The sequence below is a fragment of the Corynebacterium drakensteinense genome (assembly GCF_041224285.1).
Taxonomy (GTDB): domain Bacteria; phylum Actinomycetota; class Actinomycetes; order Mycobacteriales; family Mycobacteriaceae; genus Corynebacterium.
The window spans coordinates 103,664-126,311 of record NZ_JAXOFP010000004.1 but is presented as its reverse complement, the minus strand read 5'-3'; the positions used below and the strand labels follow the sequence as shown (position 1 = coordinate 126,311).

Annotated in this window: 19 protein-coding genes; 18 read left to right on the top strand and 1 reads right to left on the bottom strand. The window is 58.7% G+C overall.

Translation table 11 applies throughout. From position 1 onward, the window contains the following. The first annotated feature begins 7 nt into the window (after positions 1 to 7). The 4 genes from U1140_RS03960 to ndk all read left to right on the top strand — a co-directional run bounded on the left by U1140_RS03960 (position 8) and on the right by ndk (position 5,359). Entirely contained in the window at positions 8 to 2,788 is a 2,781-nt protein-coding gene (locus U1140_RS03960) for a valine--tRNA ligase (protein ID WP_369846223.1), read from the top strand. Next, the gene (gene folC / locus U1140_RS03955) at positions 2,788 to 4,362 is read left to right on the top strand and encodes a bifunctional tetrahydrofolate synthase/dihydrofolate synthase (protein ID WP_369846221.1); all 1,575 of its coding nucleotides are present in this window, start codon (positions 2,788 to 2,790) and stop codon (positions 4,360 to 4,362) included. The genes U1140_RS03960 and folC overlap by 1 nt, the downstream gene beginning before the upstream one ends. Before the next feature lie 173 nt (positions 4,363 to 4,535). Further along, positions 4,536 to 4,901 carry a DUF4233 domain-containing protein gene (locus U1140_RS03950; RefSeq protein WP_369846278.1) on the top strand — a complete coding sequence of 122 codons (366 nt, stop codon included), beginning with the start codon at positions 4,536 to 4,538 and terminating at the stop codon, positions 4,899 to 4,901. 47 nt (positions 4,902 to 4,948) lie between these two features. Further along, positions 4,949 to 5,359, top strand: coding sequence for a nucleoside-diphosphate kinase (ndk, locus tag U1140_RS03945; protein WP_306514816.1), 411 nt, complete (start codon positions 4,949 to 4,951; stop codon positions 5,357 to 5,359). Between the two features lie 260 nt (positions 5,360 to 5,619). Here ndk and U1140_RS03940 read toward each other — a convergent pair whose 3' ends face one another. After that, positions 5,620 to 6,345 (bottom strand): hypothetical protein, encoded by a 726-nt coding sequence (locus tag U1140_RS03940; RefSeq protein WP_369846219.1) that lies wholly within the window; start codon positions 6,343 to 6,345, stop codon positions 5,620 to 5,622. Between the two features lie 310 nt (positions 6,346 to 6,655). Here U1140_RS03940 and U1140_RS03935 point away from each other — a divergent pair, with 310 nt between their 5' ends. The 14 genes from U1140_RS03935 to U1140_RS03870 all read left to right on the top strand — a co-directional run bounded on the left by U1140_RS03935 (position 6,656) and on the right by U1140_RS03870 (position 22,570). Then, positions 6,656 to 10,237: a translation initiation factor IF-2 N-terminal domain-containing protein gene (locus U1140_RS03935; RefSeq protein WP_369846218.1), complete on the top strand. Its 3,582-nt coding sequence runs from the start codon at positions 6,656 to 6,658 to the stop codon at positions 10,235 to 10,237. 224 nt (positions 10,238 to 10,461) lie between these two features. Then, positions 10,462 to 10,767, top strand: a complete 306-nt coding sequence (gene rplU, locus U1140_RS03930; RefSeq protein WP_369846217.1) for a 50S ribosomal protein L21 — start codon at positions 10,462 to 10,464, stop codon at positions 10,765 to 10,767. Positions 10,768 to 10,787: 20 nt separating this feature from the next. After that, on the top strand, positions 10,788 to 11,066 hold the full coding sequence (rpmA, locus tag U1140_RS03925) for a 50S ribosomal protein L27 (RefSeq protein WP_369846215.1): 279 nt from the start codon (positions 10,788 to 10,790) through the stop codon (positions 11,064 to 11,066). A gap of 155 nt (positions 11,067 to 11,221) precedes the next feature. Then, entirely contained in the window at positions 11,222 to 12,751 is a 1,530-nt protein-coding gene (obgE, locus tag U1140_RS03920; protein WP_369846214.1) for a GTPase ObgE, read from the top strand. A 56-nt stretch (positions 12,752 to 12,807) separates the two neighbouring features. Continuing rightward, a complete protein-coding gene (proB, locus tag U1140_RS03915; protein ID WP_369846212.1) occupies positions 12,808 to 14,046 on the top strand; it encodes a glutamate 5-kinase in 1,239 nt (412 codons plus the stop codon). A gap of 95 nt (positions 14,047 to 14,141) precedes the next feature. Further along, positions 14,142 to 15,050, top strand: a complete 909-nt coding sequence (locus tag U1140_RS03910; protein WP_369846211.1) for a D-isomer specific 2-hydroxyacid dehydrogenase family protein — start codon at positions 14,142 to 14,144, stop codon at positions 15,048 to 15,050. 96 nt (positions 15,051 to 15,146) lie between these two features. Continuing rightward, positions 15,147 to 16,448, top strand: coding sequence for a glutamate-5-semialdehyde dehydrogenase (locus U1140_RS03905; protein ID WP_369846209.1), 1,302 nt, complete (start codon positions 15,147 to 15,149; stop codon positions 16,446 to 16,448). Positions 16,449 to 16,512: 64 nt separating this feature from the next. Continuing rightward, positions 16,513 to 17,031, top strand: coding sequence for a hypothetical protein (locus U1140_RS03900; RefSeq protein ID WP_369846207.1), 519 nt, complete (start codon positions 16,513 to 16,515; stop codon positions 17,029 to 17,031). Positions 17,032 to 17,085: 54 nt separating this feature from the next. Then, entirely contained in the window at positions 17,086 to 17,766 is a 681-nt protein-coding gene (gene nadD / locus U1140_RS03895) for a nicotinate-nucleotide adenylyltransferase (protein WP_369846206.1), read from the top strand. Positions 17,767 to 17,853: 87 nt separating this feature from the next. Beyond that, positions 17,854 to 18,312, top strand: a complete 459-nt coding sequence (gene rsfS, locus U1140_RS03890) for a ribosome silencing factor (protein ID WP_369846204.1) — start codon at positions 17,854 to 17,856, stop codon at positions 18,310 to 18,312. Beyond that, positions 18,309 to 18,986 (top strand): histidine phosphatase family protein, encoded by a 678-nt coding sequence (locus tag U1140_RS03885; protein WP_369846202.1) that lies wholly within the window; start codon positions 18,309 to 18,311, stop codon positions 18,984 to 18,986. The genes rsfS and U1140_RS03885 overlap by 4 nt, the downstream gene beginning before the upstream one ends. Beyond that, a complete protein-coding gene (locus tag U1140_RS03880; RefSeq protein ID WP_369846201.1) occupies positions 18,987 to 19,796 on the top strand; it encodes a DegV family protein in 810 nt (269 codons plus the stop codon). A 167-nt stretch (positions 19,797 to 19,963) separates the two neighbouring features. After that, complete coding sequence (locus U1140_RS03875) at positions 19,964 to 20,812, top strand: ComEA family DNA-binding protein (RefSeq protein ID WP_369846199.1); 849 nt, start codon at positions 19,964 to 19,966, stop codon at positions 20,810 to 20,812. A 78-nt stretch (positions 20,813 to 20,890) separates the two neighbouring features. Then, positions 20,891 to 22,570, top strand: a complete 1,680-nt coding sequence (locus tag U1140_RS03870) for a ComEC/Rec2 family competence protein (RefSeq protein ID WP_369846197.1) — start codon at positions 20,891 to 20,893, stop codon at positions 22,568 to 22,570. Positions 22,571 to 22,648 lie beyond the last annotated feature (78 nt).

The following is a 22,648-nucleotide window of genomic DNA, read 5'->3' as shown; positions in this document are numbered from 1 at the left end:
CGCCGTGATGACGGATAACCAGCAAAACCCAGACAACCGCAACTCGAACGACCAGCATGGCGCGGATGGCGCCCAGAGCGTGAATAATGCCGCGCCGGGCCGCGACCGCAGCGGGCTGCTCGCGAAGAATTGGCAGCCGGGCGAGGTAGAACGAGAGCTTTACGACGGTTGGGAGGCCGCAGGCTATTTCCGCCCGAGCGAAGATGCCGATGCGCCGGCATATTCCGTGGTTTTGCCGCCGCCAAATGTCACCGGCCAGCTGCATATGGGCCATGCTTTAGACCACACGCTGATGGATTCGATTATTCGCCGCAAGCGCATGCAGGGCTTTTCTACGCTGTGGTTGCCGGGATCGGATCACGCAGGCATTGCCACCCAGACGAAGGTCGAGGCCAAGCTGCGCGAAGAAGAAGGCACATCGCGCTGGGATTATTCGCGTGAAGATTTCATCGCCAAGGTCTGGGAATGGAAAGAAGAATACGGCGGCACCATTCAGCAGCAGATGCGCGCGATCGGTGATTCCGTCGACTGGTCGCGCGAGCGTTTCACCCTGGATGAGGGCCTTTCGCGCGCTGTGCAACACATCTTTAAGCAGATGTTTGATGCGGGCATGATCTACCGCGCGCACCGGTTGGTTAACTGGTCGCCGGTGCTGGAAACTGCGGTGAGCGATATTGAGGTCGTCCACAAAGACGTCGACGGTGAGTTGGTCTCGCTGCGTTACGGTTCGCTTAATGACGACGAAGACCACGTCATCGTCGCGACAACCCGCGTGGAAACCATGCTTGGCGACGTCGCCGTGGCCGTCCACCCAGATGACGAGCGTTACACGCACCTGGTGGGCAAGAAATTTGCGCACCCATTCCGCGATGATCTGGAACTGGAAGTCATCGCTGATGATTACGTGGACCCGGAATTCGGCTCGGGTGCGGTGAAAATTACCCCGGCGCACGATCCAAACGACTACGCGATGGGGCTGCGCCACAACCTTGACATGCCCACGGTCATGGATACCACTGGCCATATCGCTGGTACGGGCACAGAATTTGATGGCCTTACCCGCGAAGAAGCCCGGGTGAAGGTACGCGAAGCATTGGATGCGCAGGGCCGCATTGTCGCTGAGAAGCGTCCATACACCCACTCGGTGGGGCACTCGGAGCGCAGTGGCGAGCCGATTGAGCCGCGCTTGTCGCTGCAGTGGTTCGTGAAGGTCGACAAACTCGCGCAGATGGCCGGCGATGCCGTGCGCGAAGGCGATACCAAGATTCACCCGGCGTCGATGGAGCCACGCTACTTCGACTGGGTCGATGACATGCACGATTGGACAATCTCACGTCAGCTCTGGTGGGGCCACCGCATCCCGATTTGGTACGGGCCAGAAGATGAAAACGGCGAGCGCGACATCGTTTGCGTCGGCCCGGATGAGCAAGCCCCAGAAGGTTACGAGCAAGACCCGGATGTGCTGGATACCTGGTTCAGCTCGGCACTGTGGCCATTTTCCACGATGGGCTGGCCAGACAAAACCGCTGATCTGGAACGCTATTTCCCGACCTCGGTGCTGGTTACCGCCTATGACATCTTGTTCTTCTGGGTTGCGCGCATGATGATGTTCGGCACCTTCGCTGCCAGCCAAGACCCAGAGACCTTCGGCACGGCTGCGGACGGTCGCCCGCAGGTGCCGTTTAAGGATCTCTACCTGCATGGTCTGGTCCGCGATGAGCACGGCCGGAAGATGTCGAAATCGCTGGGTAACGGCATCGACCCGATGGACTGGGTGCGCGATTACGGTGCCGATGCGCTGCGCTTTACCCTTGCACGCGGTGCCAACCCAGGTGTGGATCTACCGGTTGGTGATGAGGCAGCCGAGGCATCCAAGCGGTTTGCCACCAAGCTGTTCAACGCGACGAAGTTTGCACTGATGAATGGCGCTGGCATTGGTGAGCTGCCGCCGCGCAGCGAATTGACCGACGCTGACCGCTGGATCTTGGACCGCACCGAGCAGGTGCGCGTGCAGGTTGATAAATACCTGGACGATTACCAGTTCGCGAAAGCCAACGAGCTGCTTTATCACTTCGCGTGGGGTGAGTTGTGTGACTGGTACGTCGAGATCGCGAAAACCCAGATTCCGCGTGAGAGCGAATCCGCCCAGGGGCGTAACACGCAGATCGTGCTGGGGCGCGTGCTTGATGTGGTGCTGCGTCTGCTGCACCCGACCATGCCGTTTGTCACCGAGGTGACGTGGAAAGCGCTGACCGGCTGCGAATCACTGGTGGTCGCGAACTGGCCGACGGCGGCCGATACCAACGGTGGAGTGGACGCCGATGAGGTTGCTGCGCGCCGCATCGCCGACGCCGAGGTGCTGATCACCGAATTGCGTCGTTTCCGCGCCGACCAAGGCGTGAAGCCTTCGCAGAAGATCCCCGGCAAGCTGGACTTCGCCGCCGCTGACCTGGTTGGCCAGGAAGAACTGGTGCGCAGCTTGGCGAACGTCGAAACCCCGGGTGCTGATTTCACCGAATCCGCGTCGGTGGAAGTTCGCCTGAGCCAAGCTACGATCACCATCGCGGTGGATACCTCTGGTGCCGTCGACGTGGAAGCAGAACGCGCACGCTTGCAGAAGGATTTGAAGAAGGCCGAAAAGGAGCTGGCGCAAACCGGCGGCCAGCTGCGTAACGAGAAATTCTTGGCGAAGGCACCGCAAGATGTCGTCGACAAGATCAAAGCCCGCCAGCAGTTGGCACAAGAAGAAGTCGACCGCATCGGCGCGCGTTTGGAGGCACTGGGATAGTGGCAGATAACGAACATCCATTTGGAACAGATGGGGCTGCTGACGGCGGTGACGGTGTAGACGGCGCTGACGGCGTCGATCTCGATCAAGAACTCGCTGCCCTCGACCACGGCGACGTTGAGGTGGACGAGCACGGCCTGAAACTGAACCTGGGCCTGCCGGATGAAGACCTCAACCCTCCGGCACCGCTGCAAGCCACCCCGGAAGAACTCAACGCGCTCGCCGTAGTTGAGGCGGAGCTGGATACGCGTTGGCCGGAAACCAAGATTGATCCCAGCCTGGAGCGCATCGAATACCTGCTGGATTTGCTGGGCAACCCGCAAGAAAACTTCCACGTCATCCATGTCGCCGGCACCAACGGCAAAAGCTCGACGGTGCGCATGATCGATTCGTTAGTCCGCGGGTTCCACCGGCGCACCGGAATGTTCACCTCGCCGCATCTGCAAACGGTGACCGAACGTATCTGCATCGATGGAAACCCGATTCCCGCACGCGATTATGTCCGCCAGTGGGAAGAGATCGAACCCTTCGTGCAGATGACGGACGCGCATTTCGACGTACGCTTGTCTAAGTTCGAGATCCTCACCGCCATGGCCTATGCCGCTTTCGCTGATGCACCCGTGGAAGTCGCCGTCGTCGAAGTGGGGCTCGGCGGCACCTGGGATTCCACCAACGTCGTCAACCCGGAAGTATCCGTCGTCATGCCCGTCGGGCTGGATCACCAGAACTACCTCGGCGAGACCATCGAAGAGATCGCTGCAGAAAAAGCCGGCATCATTAAAAAACGCGACGATCTTGACGACGTGCTCAAGCCCGCCGAAAATATCGCCATCATCGGTGAGCAAGATCCGAAGGCGATGGAGGTTATCCTGCGACGCGCCGTCGAGGCCGATGCCGGGGTTGCCCGCTATGGCAGCGAATTCGGCGTGCTGGAAACCTCGGTGGCCGTCGGTGGCCAGCAGCTGCACCTGCGTGGCCTGGGTGGGGAATACCCAGAGATCTTTATTCCGCTATCTGGTAGCCACATGGCAGCCAATGCGTCGTGTGCTCTGGCAGCGGTCGAGGCATTCTTCGGTGCTCGCGCCGGGCATGGCCTGGATCTGGATACCGTGCGCGAAGGCTTCCGTACCGTCACCGTGCCCGGGCGACTGGAGCGTGTGCGCACCTCACCGACGACATTCATCGATGTTGCGCACAACCCGCACGGCGCGACTGCTTTGGGTGCTGCGCTGTCGCGCGATTTCAATTTCCAACGCCTGATCGGTGTGCTTGCGGTTTTTGACGACAAAGATGCCAAGGGCGTGCTGTTGGCGCTGGAACCACACTTGGATGAGGTGGTCATCAGCCAAAACAGTTCCCCGCGTGCTCTCGATGCGTATACGCTGGCAGACTACGCCACCGAGATCTTCGGTGAAGAACGCGTACACACCATAGAAGACTTACCCGGAGCCTATGCGCTGGCCGTGGAGCTGGCGGAAGATGCAGAAGTGCAGTCGGGCTCCGGCATCGTGATCACTGGTTCTGTGGTCACCGCCGGTGAAGCGCGCACGTTGTTTGGAAAGGAACCGTCATGACGCACAACCGCGACAGCAATGACCGTGCCAGAAATGACCGTGCTAGGAGCAACGGATACGCTCGCGCCGATGCTGCTAACGGTGGCGGCGCTGCCAGCAATGGCCGTGCTAGGAGCGCGAACAACGCCGACTACGGCCCGCTAGGCCCAGGTAAAGCACCGGTGAAAGACCCGATGCGTGGTCTTGCCGGAATGATGTCCGGCACGCTGGTGATGGAAGCGATCAGTATCTTTTTGGGCCTGACCGTGATTCTGAAAATCGACGGCGGGGTGTACTGGACCACGCCTAACTGGCTGGCAGTGACAATTCTTGGCTCGCTGCATGTGCTCGCGGTGTTCTTCGCGCGCAAACCGTGGGCGGTCAAGATGATTCTGGTGTTGCAAGCGCTGGGGCTGCTGATGTTTTTCGTGCACTGGTCCATCGGCGTCATCATGCTGTTGTTCATTGGCGTATGGGGCTTCATGCTTTATTTGCGTTCGATGCTGTTAGAACGCATGCGCCGCGGACTGTTGACCACCCAGCACTTGGGCACGGACTAGCCGCTAGGGTGCGGGCGTCGTAGAGCGGAAGTTGTAGAATGGATGCCATGACTGAACGTACTTTGATCTTGATCAAGCCCGATGGCGTACAAAACGGCCACGTGGGAGAAATCATCTCCCGCATTGAGCGCAAAGGACTGCGCCTGGCAGAACTCGACCTGCGCGTGGCCGACCGCGAAACCGCAGAAAAGCACTACGCCGAGCACGCAGATAAACCATTCTTCGGTGAGCTCGTCGAGTTCATCACCTCTGCACCTCTGATCGCCGGCATCGTCGAAGGTGAGCGTGCCATCGATGCGTGGCGTCAGTTGGCTGGCGGCACTGATCCCGTCGGCAAGGCCACCCCAGGCACCATCCGTGGTGACTTCGCCCTGTCCGTGGCAGAAAACGTTGTGCACGGCTCGGACTCGCCAGAATCTGCCGAGCGCGAGATCGGAATCTGGTTCCCGAACCTGTAAGCAGCGGGTTCGGGTTCCAAGAATCTGTATCCATTCGGTGTTCTCGTTCCGTGTATTTATACAACCCGCCGCAGTTTATGTGCGAATTTTACAAATAGTGGCCGCAAAACCGGCGATTTCGTAGCACTATTTGTAAAAAAGACACACTGACCGTAGCTAGGGATTGCTGCCAATGTCTGTGCCAAGGGTGGCGTTGCAAACCCCGCACTAACGGGAGCGCAGGAACGCACCTCAGTGACGCGGCCCGGAACAGAACCCCGCTAACGCCCCTGCTGGTAGTGCTGCAAGCACTGAATACCAGCAGGGGTTAAGCTATATTTCCATTTGTGCGGTTGCTCGCGCACGGTGATTTTCTGCGCATCCACCAAACCAGCTTTGCGCAGCTCCTCGAGCTCCGCGATCAAGTCATCAGTGTCACGGCGGCTAGCGCTTGCAAACTCGGCGACTTTCACGAATACATTATCCCCGGCGCCGATGGTCGACAGGTCTCGAAGCACCTTCGGGTTTTGGGCCACGATCTCAAGGCGCTCACGGGTAACAGCCTCCAGATCGCTTTTCGCAAGAACCTGCTGGATCCGTCGCTTTCCGACGCGTCGTGGCCCGATATTCATGCCGAGGATCTGGAAGGCCAAGCCGATGGTCGCTACTGCTGCGGTCGCCGCGATAGAAGCAGCTGGGTGGAGCACACCGTCTAATTGTGCAAATGGGAGCGGCAAAATTCCTCCCCACGGGAATAACGGAAGATACAGCATGAGCTTTTGCTTCGGGGTGTAGTCGGTATCCCGGTATTCTTCGGTAGACACAGTTACCGCATGATCGCGCATCGTCCATACGCCGGTGGCCATGAAACATGCGAAGCTCAGCAGCCCCCACAGCCAGTGTTCGTGCAGTATCAAGGCATAACCAAGCCCTGCGGGCACGGTGGCGGCAGCGTTAAAAAACAATTGTGTGGTTGTCGAACGGTGGTGACCCTTTCTGCTGAGCATGCCCTTAGTCTAACTAGGGTTTACTCTGGCCGGCAGCTAGCTCTCATTTTAATTACGCAGAATTGTCCAAGGCAGATTCCTGGTGGCAGTTAGACCAGCGCGTATGTTCGTCGTAAAGAACTCTGTGACATAATGCCAGGTGTGTTGTTCCTGCGCGGGCGGCAAACTGCCAGGCGCGAAGACGAAGAAAATAACAACACAAAGTTTTGTAGGAAAAGCTCGGTGTGAGCTTGATATTTAAATATTTGCGATGCCCTGTGCGGCAGCGGCCGGATGGCTGCGCCCGGGGCACAACATGATGTCAGGAGACATGATAGCGGTGAAATTTAACCCGGAAACAATTGAAAAAGCCTCGACGCTGACAAGCGCGGCCTGGCCTGAGAAAACCCGTGTGTACACGTTGGCGAAGAACCTGGGGTTTTCCTCACGCGAGTTGATTGACTTGTTGGCGGTGCTGCAGATCTCGAAGCGGGCGCAGTCGAATGTTTCGCCAACAGAGATTACGGCCGTGTTGGACCATATTGCTTCTGCGGAAGCCAAGCAGCCTGCAAAGAAAGAAACTTCAGGGAAGAAATCTGCAGAGGAAAAGCTAACCCAAACGAAGCAGACCCAGAAGCAACCTGCAGACAAGAAGTCGGCAAACCAGCAACCTGCAGACAAGAAGCCGGAAGACCAGCAATCCGCAGACAAGAAGCCGGCTGACCAGCAGCCTGCAGAGACGAAACCAGCTAAAACCGCAGCAGACAAGGATGAGGAAGCTGTAGCGAAAAAGACTACGGCGAAAGAAAAGACGGCGAAAAAGGCTGCATCAAAAAAGGCCGAATCTAAAAAAGCGGCGAAAGAAACGACGGCGAAAGAAAAGACGACGAAAGACGTCGCCTCAGACAAGGATGCTGCGGACAAGCTTGCCGACGAAAAACTGCGCCACCGCGTGCGCAAAAACGTTGAAAACGAGATCAACCAGATCGCGCAAAAGGTGGATGCTGAAATCACCGCATCTGCAGTCGAGGCGCCATCCGGTGAGGTCGCAAACGCCGAGAATAGCAACCAGCACGGTTCAGCCGACGAGCCTGAGGATGTAACCGCCGAGCCCGCTGCAGCGCCAAGCCCGGACGTGCCTGCCCCTGCAGAGCCAACCATGAATGCTTACGTTCCCGTTTTCCGTGCGCCTGACGTGCCGGAGGGAATTTCTGAATCCGAGATCGACGATATCGTTGCCTTCACAGAACAAGCCGAAGATGCAACCGGGACGATCGCTTCTGCTGACGCTCGCGGGGCGGACGCAGGTGAGGCGAGCGGTGCGGAGGCAGACATTGCTGCCGACGACGACTTGCGCAGGGAGAGCACGAATTCGCGCGGTCGGCGTCGTCGTCGCGGCCGTCGCGGTGGCGCGCGCGGACGTGGCGCTGCAGAGGCTGCCGGACCAGACAAGAACGACAAGTCTGACAATTCCCAGTACGAGCACGCTAAACAAGAACGCAACGCTGACAATGCCGGTAACGCCGAAAAAACCGACAACGCCGGCAAAACCGACAACTCCGACAAAGCCGGTAAATCCGGCAAAGGTGCAGCGAAATCCAACCGCGACGACAAAGCCGACAAGCACGAGCACGTCGAAAAGATCGACGAACCACGTGGACTACGCGGCTCCTCCCGCCTCGAGGCGCAACGCCGACGCCGCAATGAACTGCGCGAAGAAACGCGTAAAACCGAACGCATCGTTTCTGCGAGCGAATTCCAGGAACGTCGTGACGCCATCACCCGCAAGATGATCGTGTGCGAACGCCCCCGCATCGATGGGCCAGGAACCGTCACCCAGCTGGGTCTGTTGGAAGACGACGTGTTGGTGGAGCACTTCGTCAACGCCGATAACCAGGGCTCGATCATCGGCAACATCTATTTGGGGCGCGTCGAAAATGTGCTGCGCAACATGGAAGCTGCGTTCATCGACATCGGGCAGGGGCGTAACGCCGTGCTGTATGCGGGTGAGGTGGACTGGAAGGCGCGAGGTCTCAACGGCCGGCAGCGTCGTATCGAGGCTGCGCTGAAGCCTGGAGATCAGGTGCTTGTGCAGGTCATCAAAGACCCACTTGGCCACAAGGGCGCACGTCTGACCGCGCACATTTCGTTTTCGGGACGCTACTTGGTCTATGTGCCAGGCGGCCACAATGCGGGGATTTCCCGCAAACTCCCCGCACCGGAGCGTTCGCGCTTGAAAGAAATGCTGGATCGCGTCGTGCCTGACGACGGCGGAACCATCATCCGCACGGCAGCCGAAGGCGTTCCGGAACGCGCCATCGCGGCAGATGTCGACCGGATGCACAACCAGTGGCTGCACATTAAACAGCGCGTCGAAGAAGAAAAAGAATCGCAGTCCACCACGCCGGTCACGCTGTTTGAAGAACCAGACATGCTGGTCAAAGTCGTGCGTGATCTGTTCAACGAAGACTACAGCGAGCTGATCGTCGACGGCGATCGTGCCTATAGCGTCATTTACTCGTACGTGAAATCTATCGCGCCGGACCTGCTCAAGCGCATCAAAAAACACGATGCCAGCAAGTTCGACGGGAAAGATTCGTTCACGGCTTATCACATCGATGAGCAGATCGAGTCGGCTCTGTCGCGCCACGTCTCGTTGCCGTCGGGTGGCTCGTTGGTGATCGACCGTACCGAGGCGATGATCGTCATCGACGTCAATACCGGCAAGTTCACGGGCAAGCGCAAGGGCGGCAACCTGGAAGAAACCGTCACCCGCAACAATCTGGAAGCCGTCGACGAGATTGTGCGCCAGATTCGTTTGCGCGATCTGGGTGGAATGATCGTCATGGACTTCATCGACATGGTGCTGGAAGAAAACCAGGATTTGGTGCTGCGGCGTTTGAAAGAGCGTCTCACGCAAGACCGCAGCCGTTACCAGGTTTCTGAGGTCACTAGCCTCGGCTTGGTGCAGATGACTCGCAAGCGTATCGGCACCGGTTTGCTGGAAGCCTATGGCATGGAGTGCCCGACCTGTGCGGGCCGTGGCGTGGTGATCAACAGCGATCCGGTTGATGCTCGGGAGCAGGCAGAGGCGGCCGCGAAAACGCATCATCAGGAGCCGGAAAATGGTTACGGCCGCGATCGAGTGTCGACGACGAGCGACGAGGCGCTTGACGACGTAAACGAGCAGGCAGCAGGGCGCGTTGACCGCAGTGAGCGCGCCGGGCATGCCGAAGATGACCGGCAGCGCGCGAGTGCCGAAGAATTCGAGTCTTTGGCCGCGAGCGTCATCAGAACGCAGCACACGGAAGCGCAACCGGAGTCGGAGTCGCAGTCGCAGCACGCAGCAGCTGCGGATGAGGACGCTGACCGAGACGCTGCTACCGCGAAATCCGGTCGACGTCGACGTTCGAAGAAACCTCGCGTAAAGCACGGCGATGAGGCGCCACGTGCAGGCCAGGAATCGTATGAACAGGCGGTAGAAGAATTCGAGGCGAGCCCGCGTCGTCGCCGACGTACCCGTGGCAACTCGCGTTCGGACCATCGTCCGCGCCCGGAAGATTTCCGCAACGCAGACCGCGCTGGCGATGAGCAGACGCGCGGTGCAGCTGCGGAGCAAGCTGTAGAGAAATCCACAGCGAAATCCGCAGAAAAGCCTAGCGACCAGCGCACGGCCAAATCGGAAGGCAAAGCTGCGGTGCACAAGAGCGCAAAGCGCCGTCGCGTCGTCCGGCGGGTATCGGCAGCCCGCGATGATGCTGCTGAGCAGCGCACCGGCGAGCAGTCTGGGGCGCAGGCTGGCCGTGCGGGAGCGCAATCCGTCGACAAGAAACGGCGGCGCGATGATGCCGATGGCGTGGTGCGCAAGAGCACTCGGCGCCGTCGGGTGGTGCGCAAGCCAGTGAAGAAATAGCTGGGTTTGTCTTTTTGGGCGTGTACACGGTAGTCTTGGGCAGTCGCTGTTATGCGCCTGCGCGTGGCTATGTAGGTAGCTATGTAGACAGTCAGCTGTTTGACTAAGCTGGCTGGAACGCGCGGCGAATAACGCTTAAGAAATTAAAGTCCATCTTGGGGCTTCCATACCGTGTGAGCGGGGTGGATGGCTCCGAGCCGAGTATAGATAAGGGGTAACCCTCCATGTACGCGATCGTCAAGACCGGCGGAAAGCAGTACAAGGTTGCTGAAGGTGACCTCGTCAAGGTTGAGAAGCTTGAGGGCGAGCCAGGCGATGCCGTGGCTCTTACCCCGGTTCTGCTCGCCGATGGCGCAACCGTCAAAACCAAGGCTGATGAGCTCAGCGGTGTTTCCGTCAACGCTGAAATCGTAGAACAAGCCAAGGGTCCAAAGATCCGGATCCTTAAGTACAAGAACAAAACCGGTTACAAGCGCCGTCAGGGTCACCGTCAGCCACTGACCGTCGTTAAGATCACCGGTATTAAGTAAAGCACTAAGGGGATAGCACAATGGCACACAAGAAGGGCGCATCGTCCACCTCGAACGGTCGCGATTCAGAGTCCAAGCGCCTCGGCGTTAAGCGATTCGGCGGCCAGAAAGTCAACGCTGGTGAGATCATCATCCGTCAGCGTGGCACCAAGTTCCACCCAGGTGAGAACGTTGGCCGTGGCGGCGACGACACCTTGTTCGCTCTGGAAGCTGGTTCCGTCAGCTTCGGCGTAAAGCGCGGACGTCGTATCGTCAACATCGTTCCGGCACAAGAAGTAGCCGCAGAAGCCAGCGCATAACACGCTGAGCTTCTCGTCGGAGCCGCAGCAAGGCTCCAGCGCGCAGTTCCCACCTGAATGTGGGGCTGCGCGTTTTTGCTTTAACATGCACCCTAAGAACCGTGCAGCCGCAGCATCATGCACCGTAAGAGAATTCTCCAGAAAGGTCCCGCGCCATGTCTCGCTTTGTTGATCGAGTAACCCTGCACTTGTCTGCAGGCGACGGCGGGCACGGCTGTGCCTCGGTGCACCGCGAGAAGTTCAAGCCCCTCGGTGGCCCCGACGGTGGCAATGGTGGCCACGGCGGGGACATCATCCTTGAGGTATCGAATCAGGTCCACACCCTGCTCGATTTCCACTTCCGCCCACACATCAAGGCTGAGCGCGGTGGAAATGGCGAAGGTGACAACCGCCAAGGCAAGCGCGGCGAAGACCTGATTCTGGACGTACCCGTCGGCACCGTCGTCCGTAACGCGCAAGGCGAGATGCTCGCTGATCTCACCACGGTGGGAACGCGTTTCATGGCCGCCGAAGGTGGCTACGGCGGGTTGGGTAACGCGGCGCTGGCGAACGCTGCGCGCAAGGCGCCAGGCTTTGCCCTGCGCGGCGAACCCGGTGAAGAACACGACCTCATTCTGGAGATGAAGTCCGTTGCCGACGTCGGCCTGGTGGGCTTTCCCTCGGCAGGTAAATCTTCGCTGATCTCGGTGCTCTCTGCCGCAAAACCGAAAATTGGAGATTATCCATTCACCACCTTGACCCCCAACTTGGGTGTGGTTACCGCAGGAGAGACCGTGTTTACCATCGCCGATGTTCCTGGCCTGATCCCCGGAGCATCCGAAGGTAAAGGCCTCGGCTTGGAATTCTTGCGCCACATTGAGCGCACTGCGGTGTTAGCCCACATCGTCGATACGGCCTCGATTGAGCCCGGCCGCGACCCAGTCTCGGATATCGAGGCCCTGGAGCACGAGCTGGCTCAGTATCAGGATGCTCTGGACGAAGACACCGGCCTCGGCGATATCATGCAGCGCCCGCGCGTGATCGTGCTGAACAAAGCTGATGTGCCAGAAGCTCGCGAACTTGCGGAATTTGTGAAAGAAGACCTAGAAGAACAATTCGGTTGGCCAGTCTTCATCATCTCTGCTGTCGCGCGTCAGGGCCTGGATGCGTTGCGCTATAAACTGGCAGAAATCGTCGAATCCGACCGTGCTGCACGCCCGGCAGCCGACGACAAGCCAGCTGCAGAAATCATTCGCCCACAGGCAGTTACCGGGCGCGGGGCTAAGCGCGGTGGCCACCATGCTGATTTCACTGTGCGTCCGGATAAAGAAGTCGAGGGTGGATTCGTCGTCACGGGTAAGAAGATTGAACGCTGGATTACCCAGACGGACTTCGAAAACGATGAAGCCATCGGCTACTTGGCCGACCGCTTGGCGCGTGCCGGGGTAGAGCACGAACTGTTCCGCCAAGGAGCCGTCGAAGGCTGCCCGGTCACGATTGGCGAGATCACCTTCGAGTGGGAGCCGATGATCGGTGGCGACCCAACCCTGGCCGGACGTGGACGCGACGCTCGTTTGGAAACCACCCAGCGTGCCACGGCCGCTGAGCGTAAACGCGCCTCGCAGGCACGCCGTGGTTTGATCGACGAATTGGTCTACGACGATGTGGACAACGAACAAGCTGATCGGGAGCGTTGGCAGGGTTAAACATGCGGTGTGCGTGATGGGTGAGAACCGGCGCAGATTTTTGTAAACTACACAGTATGCCTCATAACGCCCATGACCGTGACATTCATGCCCACCTCCCACTGGATCCGTACCACGATGATTCTCCGGAGGTGAAGTTCCCGGACCCACCCAAAGAGTCCCTGGACAGCTTGGCTATGGGCCACGATTCCGAGCTGCGTAAGCAAATCACCAACGCTAAGCGCGTCGTCGTCAAGATTGGTTCCTCTTCGTTGACAGAAGACTTTTCCGTATCGCCGGAAAAGATCGATCACATTGTTGATGCGCTGCAGGCCCGCATGGAATTTTCCGACGTCATCGTGGTTTCTTCTGGTGCGGTTGCCGCCGGGATGAAGCCGCTGGGTCTGACCGAGCGCCCGCAGGATCTTGCAACGAAGCAGGCGGCCGCGGCCGTTGGTCAGGTGCACTTGGCTTACGAGTGGTCGCGTTCGTTTGCGCGCTACAACCGTACGTGCGGCCAGGTCCTGTTGACTGCCTCAGATGCTGGTAGGCGCGACCGTACCCGTAACGCGCAGCGCACTATTGATCGTCTGCGCATTTTGCGAGCGGTGCCCATCGTGAACGAGAATGACACGGTGGCGACCTCCGAAATGCGCTTCGGTGACAACGACCGCCTTTCGGCAATCGTGGCTCACCTGACCGGGGCGGATGCGCTATTTTTGCTTTCCGACGTCGACGGTTTGTATGACAAGAACCCGGCAGAACCGGATGCTAACTTCGTCGATGAGGTCGTGACCGGTAAAGATCTGAAGGGCGTGGCCGCAGGCGACGGCGGCAAAGTTGGTACCGGCGGTATGGCCTCGAAGGTTTCCGCAGCCCGCCTGGCTGCCCGTGGCGGCGTGCCAGTATTGCTGACCTCCGCCGAGAACATCGGCCCGGCCCTGGAAGATGCCCGCATCGGCACCGTGTTCCACACCCGCGAAGAACGTCGGCTGTCCGCCTGGAAATTCTGGGCGCTGTACTCTGCCGATGCCGGCGGAACCCTGCGTTTGGACGAAGGCGCGCTTAAGGCTGTTACCCGCGGCGGCAACTCGCTGTTGGCCGTGGGTATCACCGATGTCGACGGTGAATTCCGCGCAGGCGAAATTGTGGATATTGTCGGGCCAAACTCTGAGGTCGTGGGCCGTGGCGAGGTCAACTACTCGTCGTCGGCACTGAAATCGATCATCGGTAAGAAGACCGAAGAAATGCCAGAAGAGATGCAACGCCCAGTCGTCCACGCCGACTACCTGTCTAACTACGCATCGCGTCTGTAAAACTTTCTGTTGCATGTCGTAAAACTTTTAGTGGCACACGGTAAAAATTTTCTCTGGCACGTCGTGTGCCGCTAAATCACTGTAACCTCGGGCTCATGAAGTTCGTGATGCAACCCAACAATTGGGACAAAGTACAACAGACCCTTGAAGATGCCGGGCACACTCGTGTCGATGAGCTTGGCGACGCCGATTGCATGCTTTTTAACGGCAGCCCAGATGAGATGCCGGAGATCCCGGAATCACTGGGCTTCGTGCAGCTGCACTTAGCCGGCGTTGATGCCTTTTCCGAGCAGATGAAAAACTCGTCGACGCGGTGGGCGAATGCCGCGGGCTTATACGATAAGACCGTCGCGGAATCGGCTATCGCTTTGCTGCTGGCGCAGCTGCATGCGCACAAACCCTCTACGCAAGCCGAAACGTGGTTGCAAGAAGAGCTAGAACCGAAGACGCGCTTCTTGTCCGACGATTCCACCGTTGCCATCGTCGGTGCTGGCGGTATTGGCGAAGAGCTCATTGCGATGTTGACTGGCTTTGGGCCGGAGATTATCGCGGTCAACCGGTCTGGTAATCCGGTGTTGGGCGCTGACGAGACGGTGCCGAGCACTGAATTAGATTCTGTGTGGCCGCGCGCGGATTATTTTGTGTTGTTGATGCCGTTGACAGACGAGACGCACCATGTTGTGGATGCCGCGGCGTTTGCCAAGATGAAGGATTCGGCGGTTGTTATCAACGTCGGCCGTGGGCCGTTGGTGAACACTGATGATTTGGTCGAGGCGCTGCGCAACGGCGAAATCGCCGGTGCCGGCCTGGATGTCACCGAACCGGAGCCGCTTCCAGACGGGCACCCGCTGTGGGCAATGCCGCAATGCGTGATTACCCCGCACCTGGCGAACCCGCTGTATTCCGTTCGTGATCGCATTGGCGCGCACATGTTGAAAAACATGGAGGCATTCGCGGCCGGTGAGACCATGCCGACAGAAGTTGATATCGAGGCAGGCTATTAAGAAAGCTCGCGGCAGCGGCGAAAAACCACCTGGTAGTTGCTCTACCAGCCGTAAACTGTCCTGGAAGCACATTGTTAAACACGTATACTGGGTGACATGACTGATCAAGCTACGGAAAACTTGTCACCCGAACGTGCTCAGGAGCGCGAGGAGGTGCTCACCAAGGCTCGCGCTGCTAAGGACGTGGCCCCGGTGATCGCCCAACTTTCTACCCCGCAGAAAAATGAAATCCTGGAAGCTGCGGCCCAGCACTTGCTGGATAATACTTCCCTCATCCTCGGCGCCAACGAGCGCGATATCGTCAATGGTAAAGAAGCTGGCTTGACGGATCAGCTGCTAGACCGCTTGCGTTTGGATGAAGAGCGTATTGCTGGCATTGCCAATGGCTTGCGTCTGGTCGCAGGATTGCAGGATCCGGTAGGTGAGATCCTGCAGGGGTCGACGATGGATAACGGCATCGAGATGAAGCAGGTGCGCGTGCCACTCGGCGTGATGGGCATGGTTTATGAAGCCCGCCCGAATGTCACCGTCGACGCATTCGGCTTGGCCATCAAATCGGGTAACGTTCCACTGTTGCGTGGGTCGAAATCTGCCCGTGAATCCAATAAACAGCTGGTTGAGCTGCTGCAGGATACGCTGGAGAAGCTCGGCCACCCACGCGAGGCAGTGCAATTGCTGCCGTGTGATTCCCGCGATTCCGTGCAGGACTTGATTACCGCCCGCGGTTTGGTGGACCTGGTTATTCCACGCGGTGGCGCGGGCTTGATCAACGCCGTCGTGCTGGGCGCTACCGTGCCAACGATCGAAACCGGTACCGGTAACTGCCACTTCTACGTCGACAAGTCTGCTGATTTGGATAAGGCCATCGCGATGGTGGTTAACGGCAAGACTCGTCGTACTTCTGTTTGTAACTCCACCGAAACGGTGTTGCTGGATTCTGCGCTTAGCGATGAAGACAAGCTGAAAGTGGTTCGTGCCCTGCAAGATGCAGAGGTCACCATCCACGGTGAGGTCAGCGAGCTTTCTGGCTTTGGCGTGGAAGATGCCGTTGCAGCTACGGAAGAAGATTGGGCCGAAGAATCGTTGTCGATGGATATCAACGCCAAGGTTGTCGACGGCGTCGATGGCGCAATCGCTCACATTCAGAAGTGGAGCACCGGGCACACCGAAGGCATTGCCGCACAGGATGCCGATATCTTGCAGCAATTCGCTAACGAAGTCGATGCCGCCGCCGTCATGTTGAATGCTTCGACCGCGTTCACCGACGGTGAGGTATATGGCATGGGTGCAGAAATTGGTATTTCCACCCAGAAATTGCACGCGCGTGGGCCAATGGCTTTGCCAGAGCTGACCTCGAGCAAGTGGATTCTGCAGGGCACAGGCCATACCCGCCCATAAGGCGCGGAGCTTACGCCCATAAACAGACTCGCATTTGGGTTCGTGACCTGCAATAATTCCTGATATGAATTTTTCTTGCGGGTCACGTTCTCTTGTTGTTGCACTCCTTGGTCTGAGTGCCATCAGCGCTGCTGGAGCCACCGCCTCGGCTGCGCAGGCTGGCGTTGCACTAGAAAATCCGATCGCCACCCCGGAGCAGCGGTGCCCGGAGGTGGCGATTATTGCTGCGCGGGGTTCGGAACAAAATTTTGAGACCACCCCGCACGCCATCGCCTATGAGGCCATTTCCGGTTTGGTGAACAGCCTGCGATCCGGCATTGCCAACGCTCCAGGCTTTGTTGCGGATTTTGAACACCGCACCGGCTGCCAGCCGGACTATATTTTGTTCGGTTATTCGCAAGGCTCGATCGTGTTGAGTCACCTGGAGCAGCATTTGCATGAGAAAGGCCAGCTGCGTGGCGTGGTCTATCTCGGCAACCCGCAACTCGGTGCCGGTGATCCGTCGACGGTGGGTAACCCGCGAGTGGGCAATGGTCTGCTGCCGGGGGCGGCGGCGCGGGAATCCACGGTGATTATTTCCTGATCGATTATCCTGACGATGGTGCCGTTGTTGATGAACTCGCAGAATGGATCGTGAATGGCTAATCACAAGCAAGCTGAGCCGGTCAAGCATGCTGAGCACGCCAGCCCAGCTAACCCCGCGCGGCAGCGGATCGGGGTGATGGGCGGAACTTTCGACCCAATCCATAACGGGCACTTGGTTGCTGCCAGCGAAGTCGCAGACAAATTCTCACTGGATTCGGTGATCTTCGTGCCCACTGGCCAACCGTGGCAAAAAGCCGAAAAGCAGGTCACCGCCGCAGAGTCGCGCTATTTGATGACGGTGATCGCAACCGCATCCAATCCCCGCTTTGGGGTCAGCCGCGTAGATATCGACCGCGGAGGTGATACCTATACGGTCGATACGTTGCGTGATCTGCGCGAAGCCTACCCGGACGCAGAGCTGTTCTTCATCACAGGTGCCGATGCCATGGCGAATATCGTCTCCTGGCATAACTGGGAAGAAATGTTCGAGATGGCTCGGTTCGTTGCAGTTACGCGTCCTGGTTACGAGCTGTCTGAGTCGATGATGCCGGATATTCATCAGCGTCGCGTTGATCTTGTCGACGTTCCCGCTCTCGCGATTTCCTCGACTGATATTCGACGACGCGCTGAGGAAGGGCGTCCGGTGTGGTACTTGGTGCCGGATGGGGTGGTGCAATATATTTCGAAAAACAATTTATATGCCGAAAAACTTCTCAAAACTAGCCCAAAGTAATCTTTTCGTGCGAAAATATATCTACGCTTGGGTTTGCGCCGAAGCTGACACACACTCAAGCCTCGTTGTACTAAGGAAGGTGCTGCATTGACCGTTACTGATACCGCTCGCGAACTCACGGGTGTGGCCGTTCGCGCCGCCGATGAAAAATCCGCGGCCAATATCGCTGCCATGGACGTCTCAGACGTTTTGGGCATTACCGAGGTTTTCATCATTGCCTCGGCGGATACGGAGCGTGCGGTCAAGGCCATCGTCGACGAGATTGAAGAGGATCTCAAAGATGCCGGCCGCAAGCCGTTGCGTCGGGAAGGCCAGCGTGATTATCGCTGGGTGCTGTTAGATTACGGCGATATCGTCGTCCATGTGCAGCACAACGACGAGCGTGATTTTTATGGGCTTGACCGTCTGTATGGCGATTGCCCGCTGGTAGAGGTAGACGGTGTGGAATATCACCGGCCAGGTACCTACACCGAGTCTGATGGCGAGCAGGTTCGTTCTGCCCAGCGTATCGACGATATTCCAGTGGTGGGCGGCGAGCACCCATGACACGCGCGCTGTACCTCGTCCGTCACGGGGAGACGACCTTTAACGCCTCCGGGCGGATGCAGGGTCAGCTCGATACCGAACTTTCCGAGCGGGGCCATGCCCAGGCCCGCCAGGCAGCAGAGATGCTTGCCGACGTCCCCATCACCCGCATCGTCGCCTCGGATTTGAGCCGAGCGGCAACCACCGCCGGTTATATCGCGGAACGGTTGGGCCTGCCGGTGACCACTGATCGCCGTTTGCGCGAAACTCACTTGGGTGAATGGCAGGGGATGGCGCGTACTGAGGTTGACGCGCAGTACCCGGGCAGTCGTGCGCAGTGGCGCAATGATGCGACGTGGACTCCACCGGGTGGCGAGTCTCGTGTGGATGTGTGCCACCGTATCCGCCCGGTTGTCGATGAGTTGATGGAAGAATATTCCGAATGGGACGACGGCGGCGTGTTGCTGGTCGCGCATAACGGCGCGATTGCGGCGCTGGCCTGCGCACTGTTGAACCTGGAAGTTGCACAATTTCCGATGCTCTCCAGTCTGAAGAACACGCACTGGGCCAAGCTGGTCGCTCGCCCAGGGTTTGACCCGTCGGCACCAAAGCGCGCGCCGCGTTTCACGGATGCTGCTGATGCCCGCACTGCCCAGTGGTTCCTGGAGGGCTGGAATATGGGCCGAGGGGATTAAATGGCAGTTCAGGTGGTCACGGATTCCTCAGCGAGTTTGAATGAGGACGTAATCGCAGAACTTGGCATCACTGTGCTGGATCTGCACGTGGTGGAAAAAACCGCCAAGGATGGCTCGGTGGAGCGTTCTACGGCGGGTTTGTCGTCGTTGGAGTTGGCTGCGGCCTATGGCCGTTTGGTCGAGCGCAGCCAGGGCGATGGCGTGTTAGTGCTGCATTTGCCGAAAGAATTGTCGTCGACCTGGACGTCTGCCCAGACGGCGGTGGGGCTTTTTGACGACGACGAGATTCGCATTATCGATTCGCCTGCGATTGCGATGGCGATGGGCGCTGCGGTGATGACTGCGGCGAAGCTCGCACAACAGGGGGCGGGCTTAGACGAATGCCACGATGCCGCATTAGGTGTGCTTTCACGCTCAGCGACGTGGGTGTATTTGCACCGCATTGATGATTTGCGCCGTTCGGGTCGCTTGTCGACGACGACTGCGATGCTCTCGACTGCTCTGCTGGCGACCAAGCCGATCATGCAGTTTGTCGAGGGCAAACTGGAGTTGGTCGGCAAAACCCGCACGCAGACGAAGGCTTTTAACAAGCTGGTGGAGTTGATCTCGCAAGAAGCTGGCGGTGAGCCCGCGTTTGTTGCCATTCAGCATAGTGATGCCGAAGATGCCGCAGATACGTTATATGACCTACTGGTTGATGCTTTAGCTACCGGTTCTTCGGTGATGGTGCAGGAAATGGATGAGGTTTTGCGTATCCATGTCGGCTCCGGTGCGGTGGGGGTCTCCGCGGTTTTTACAGTCGCTGATTAGGCTTTTTGTGCTGGCTTTGCGCGGCGGATTCGTGGTTAGCTTTGCACAGCGGTTTCACGGCTAGTTATCCACAGACCACGTCCTTTTGTTGACGTGTCATCGCGTTTTTCACAGTGCTGGTGATGAATCCGTTTTCGGGGGCCTGTGACGGTCTTAGGATCGCGGTCATGGAGACCACACCACCGAACGCAACGGCTGTTCACACTGAACTGCCTCGCACAGATTCTTTTGCTCGCCTGCCGCAGCGGGGTGATTCTTCTCGCGTACGTGAGCGCATTGCAGAGTTGCTGCGGCCTACTGGCGAAGAAGATCTCATGGCGGTCGATTACCCGCAGCCGAGGTTTTCCGTGACGACGAAGGCCGCACTGGCCGGTGGCGTTGTTGCGATTATTGCGTGTGTGGTGTGGTTTTTCGCCAGCTCTGGCGACAACGAGTCTGATTCTGCACAACAGCTCGCCGCTGTAGCGGAGCAGGCTGCGGAAGAACCAGACTCGGCAGAAGCAGACTCGGCAGGGCCTGCAGGTCCAGGGACGGAAGTTCCGACTGCCGACGGTGGTAAGCGCGTCGATGAGATTGTGGTTTCGGTGGTCGGGCTGGTGGAAAACCCTGGGGTGATGACCCTTCCCGACGGTGCGCGTGCTGCCGACGCGCTTGCGGTTGCACACGTGTTGCCCGAAGCCGATGTGCTGCGCATCAACCAGGCAGAGCGATTGCGCGATGGCCAACAAATCGTCGTTCTGGGCCCGGACGACCCGGCTCCGCCCGGCACTGCCGGTGCAGTCGAGGGCACGGGGCCAGCGGCCGGCTTAGGCGGCGGTGGTGCTGGGCCGATTTCGTTGAATACAGCTAGTGCGGCCGAGCTGATGTCCCTGCATGGAGTAGGCGAGGCCACTGCGGCGGCGATTATCGAATTCCGTGAATCCAATGGGGGTTTTGCTTCTGTAGATCAGCTTCTGGAGGTCTCCGGGATTGGTCCAGCGAAGTTTTCTCGTCTGCAAGATGAGGTCACCGTGTAACCCCGCGGTCTTCGCCACGCCACAGCAACTCTCGAAGTCGTCCACCCATGAAACACCTACCAGCCAGGAAGGTGCACCATGCATGATCTGCGATTAGTTCCCACGGCAGCCACCTGCTGGGGCGCAGTGGTTCTCCTGCTTGTCACAGGCTCGCCGGTCTGGGCAGTAGCGCTGCTGGTCGTCGTAGTGACCGCGTGCATGGTCTGCAGGTTGTGGCAGCATGCCGTGCTGGTGGCTGGTTTTGGCGGCGCCGCGGTGTTCATTGCCACGGTGCGGCTATGGCGTGCGGCAGCTTTTGCCTATCCCACACAGCTGCATGCCACGGTGGCAGGCCACCCTAAGCCGCTTGATCACGGTGGCTATTATCTTCCGGTTAGCGTCGACGGGCTGGCACCCACATTGGCGCTGTTTGCACAAGAACCTGACCGCCCCGATGCGCTCGCAAGGGGTGCACACATTGTGGTTGACGCTACCTATCGCGAGGCTGATCGCCCCGGGCTGGCCCCGGTTGTCGTCCGTGGTGAGATCACCGAGATCTCCCCGCCCACAGGAATAGCGCAATTCGCGCACTCAGTGGCCCAATCGTTGCACCAGGCCAGCCACCAGTATTTGGGGGAGAACACCGCATCGTTGCTTCCCGGCATGGTGTTGGGCGATACAAGCGGGCAAACCAGTACCGAGAGGCAAATGTATATCGACGCCGGATTAACCCACTTGACCGCGGTCAGCGGGCTCCACGTCGCCACGGTGGTCGCCACCGCGGTAATAGTGACGAAGGCCATACGCATGGGCCCGGTGGGACAATCGGTCGCGGCTAGTTGTGTGCTGGCATTATATGTGTGCGTCGTCGGGCCAGCCCCATCAGTATTGCGGGCGAGTATCACCGGATTGGTGGGCCTGGCAGCGATCATGAATTCTTCACGGATGCCCCCGCTGCACGCATTGTGCATTGCGGTGATCACGCTGCTGTTTTTTGATAGCGATCTTGCGGTTGCCTTCGGCTTCGCACTGTCGGTGGCCGCCACCGCCGGCATCATTTCGCTGACACCGTTGCTCTATCGTCCGCTGGCGCGCAGCAGGCTGCCCGATATTATTGTGCGCGCATTGGCCGTATCTATCGCCGCCGATATCGTGACCATGCCTCTGGTCTCTTTGTTGGCCGGCCGGGTTTCTGTGGTCAGCGTGATTGCCAACGTTGTGGTGACACCAGCAATTGCCCCTGCACTCATCATCGGTCTCGCTGCCACCGTCTTGGCCGTGCTGGCACTGCCGATAGCTGTCGAAGCAGTAGCGTTCGCATTCGTCGAGCCAGCTGCGTGGTGGATTTATCGCGTGGCCAAATGGGCACAAGACTTACCGGTAGCAACCATAGAAATTTCCCCGTGGGCGGCGCTGATCGCCTATGGCTGGATTCTCGCTGCGATACTGGCCGGCTTTATCCGCACCACCACCGTGGTGCTAGTGGCAGCGATGTTCCTGGCAGGATGGAACCAGCGCCTACCACCACAGGCAGAAATCACCGCAGATAACGTGCTCGTCGTCAAGGAACTAGAACAGGTCACCGATTATTCCGGACAATTCGACCCTGCCACCGTCCCGCCGGGCATCGACGCCATCGTGGTCACCGACTCGTCGGGAAAACCAGCGACGCGCCCCACAGCGACACCCAGTGGAATCCCGATCGTGTTTCCCAATCGAGACGGGCCGGTGACCATTCACATTGATGGCACCCAGCATGCTGACAACGGTGCGTTCTAATAGCTGATTGTGGCCGTGAGCGCTGGCCGCGGGTTCCCGTGTCCTGTTTTCGTGTCGTCGCGTTGAACGCGCGGGGCG

Bases quoted from the DNA above. Each gene is read 5' to 3' on its own strand.
- U1140_RS03950 (WP_369846278.1), top strand. From the start codon at position 4,536: ATGCGTGGTCTTGCCGGAATGATGTCCGGCACGCTGGTGATGGAAGCG.
- rplU (WP_369846217.1), top strand. From the start codon at position 10,462: ATGTACGCGATCGTCAAGACCGGCGGAAAGCAGTACAAGGTTGCTGAA.
- ndk (WP_306514816.1), top strand. From the start codon at position 4,949: ATGACTGAACGTACTTTGATCTTGATCAAGCCCGATGGCGTACAAAAC.
- proB (WP_369846212.1), top strand. From the start codon at position 12,808: ATGCCTCATAACGCCCATGACCGTGACATTCATGCCCACCTCCCACTG.
- U1140_RS03885 (WP_369846202.1), top strand. From the start codon at position 18,309: ATGACACGCGCGCTGTACCTCGTCCGTCACGGGGAGACGACCTTTAAC.
- U1140_RS03880 (WP_369846201.1), top strand. From the start codon at position 18,987: ATGGCAGTTCAGGTGGTCACGGATTCCTCAGCGAGTTTGAATGAGGAC.
- U1140_RS03960 (WP_369846223.1), top strand. From the start codon at position 8: ATGACGGATAACCAGCAAAACCCAGACAACCGCAACTCGAACGACCAG.
- U1140_RS03875 (WP_369846199.1), top strand. From the start codon at position 19,964: ATGGAGACCACACCACCGAACGCAACGGCTGTTCACACTGAACTGCCT.
- U1140_RS03905 (WP_369846209.1), top strand. From the start codon at position 15,147: ATGACTGATCAAGCTACGGAAAACTTGTCACCCGAACGTGCTCAGGAG.
- U1140_RS03900 (WP_369846207.1), top strand. From the start codon at position 16,513: ATGAATTTTTCTTGCGGGTCACGTTCTCTTGTTGTTGCACTCCTTGGT.
- U1140_RS03870 (WP_369846197.1), top strand. From the start codon at position 20,891: ATGCATGATCTGCGATTAGTTCCCACGGCAGCCACCTGCTGGGGCGCA.
- nadD (WP_369846206.1), top strand. From the start codon at position 17,086: ATGGCTAATCACAAGCAAGCTGAGCCGGTCAAGCATGCTGAGCACGCC.
- U1140_RS03940 (WP_369846219.1), bottom strand. From the start codon at position 6,345: ATGCTCAGCAGAAAGGGTCACCACCGTTCGACAACCACACAATTGTTT.
- obgE (WP_369846214.1), top strand. From the start codon at position 11,222: ATGTCTCGCTTTGTTGATCGAGTAACCCTGCACTTGTCTGCAGGCGAC.
- U1140_RS03935 (WP_369846218.1), top strand. From the start codon at position 6,656: ATGATAGCGGTGAAATTTAACCCGGAAACAATTGAAAAAGCCTCGACG.
- rpmA (WP_369846215.1), top strand. From the start codon at position 10,788: ATGGCACACAAGAAGGGCGCATCGTCCACCTCGAACGGTCGCGATTCA.
- U1140_RS03910 (WP_369846211.1), top strand. From the start codon at position 14,142: ATGAAGTTCGTGATGCAACCCAACAATTGGGACAAAGTACAACAGACC.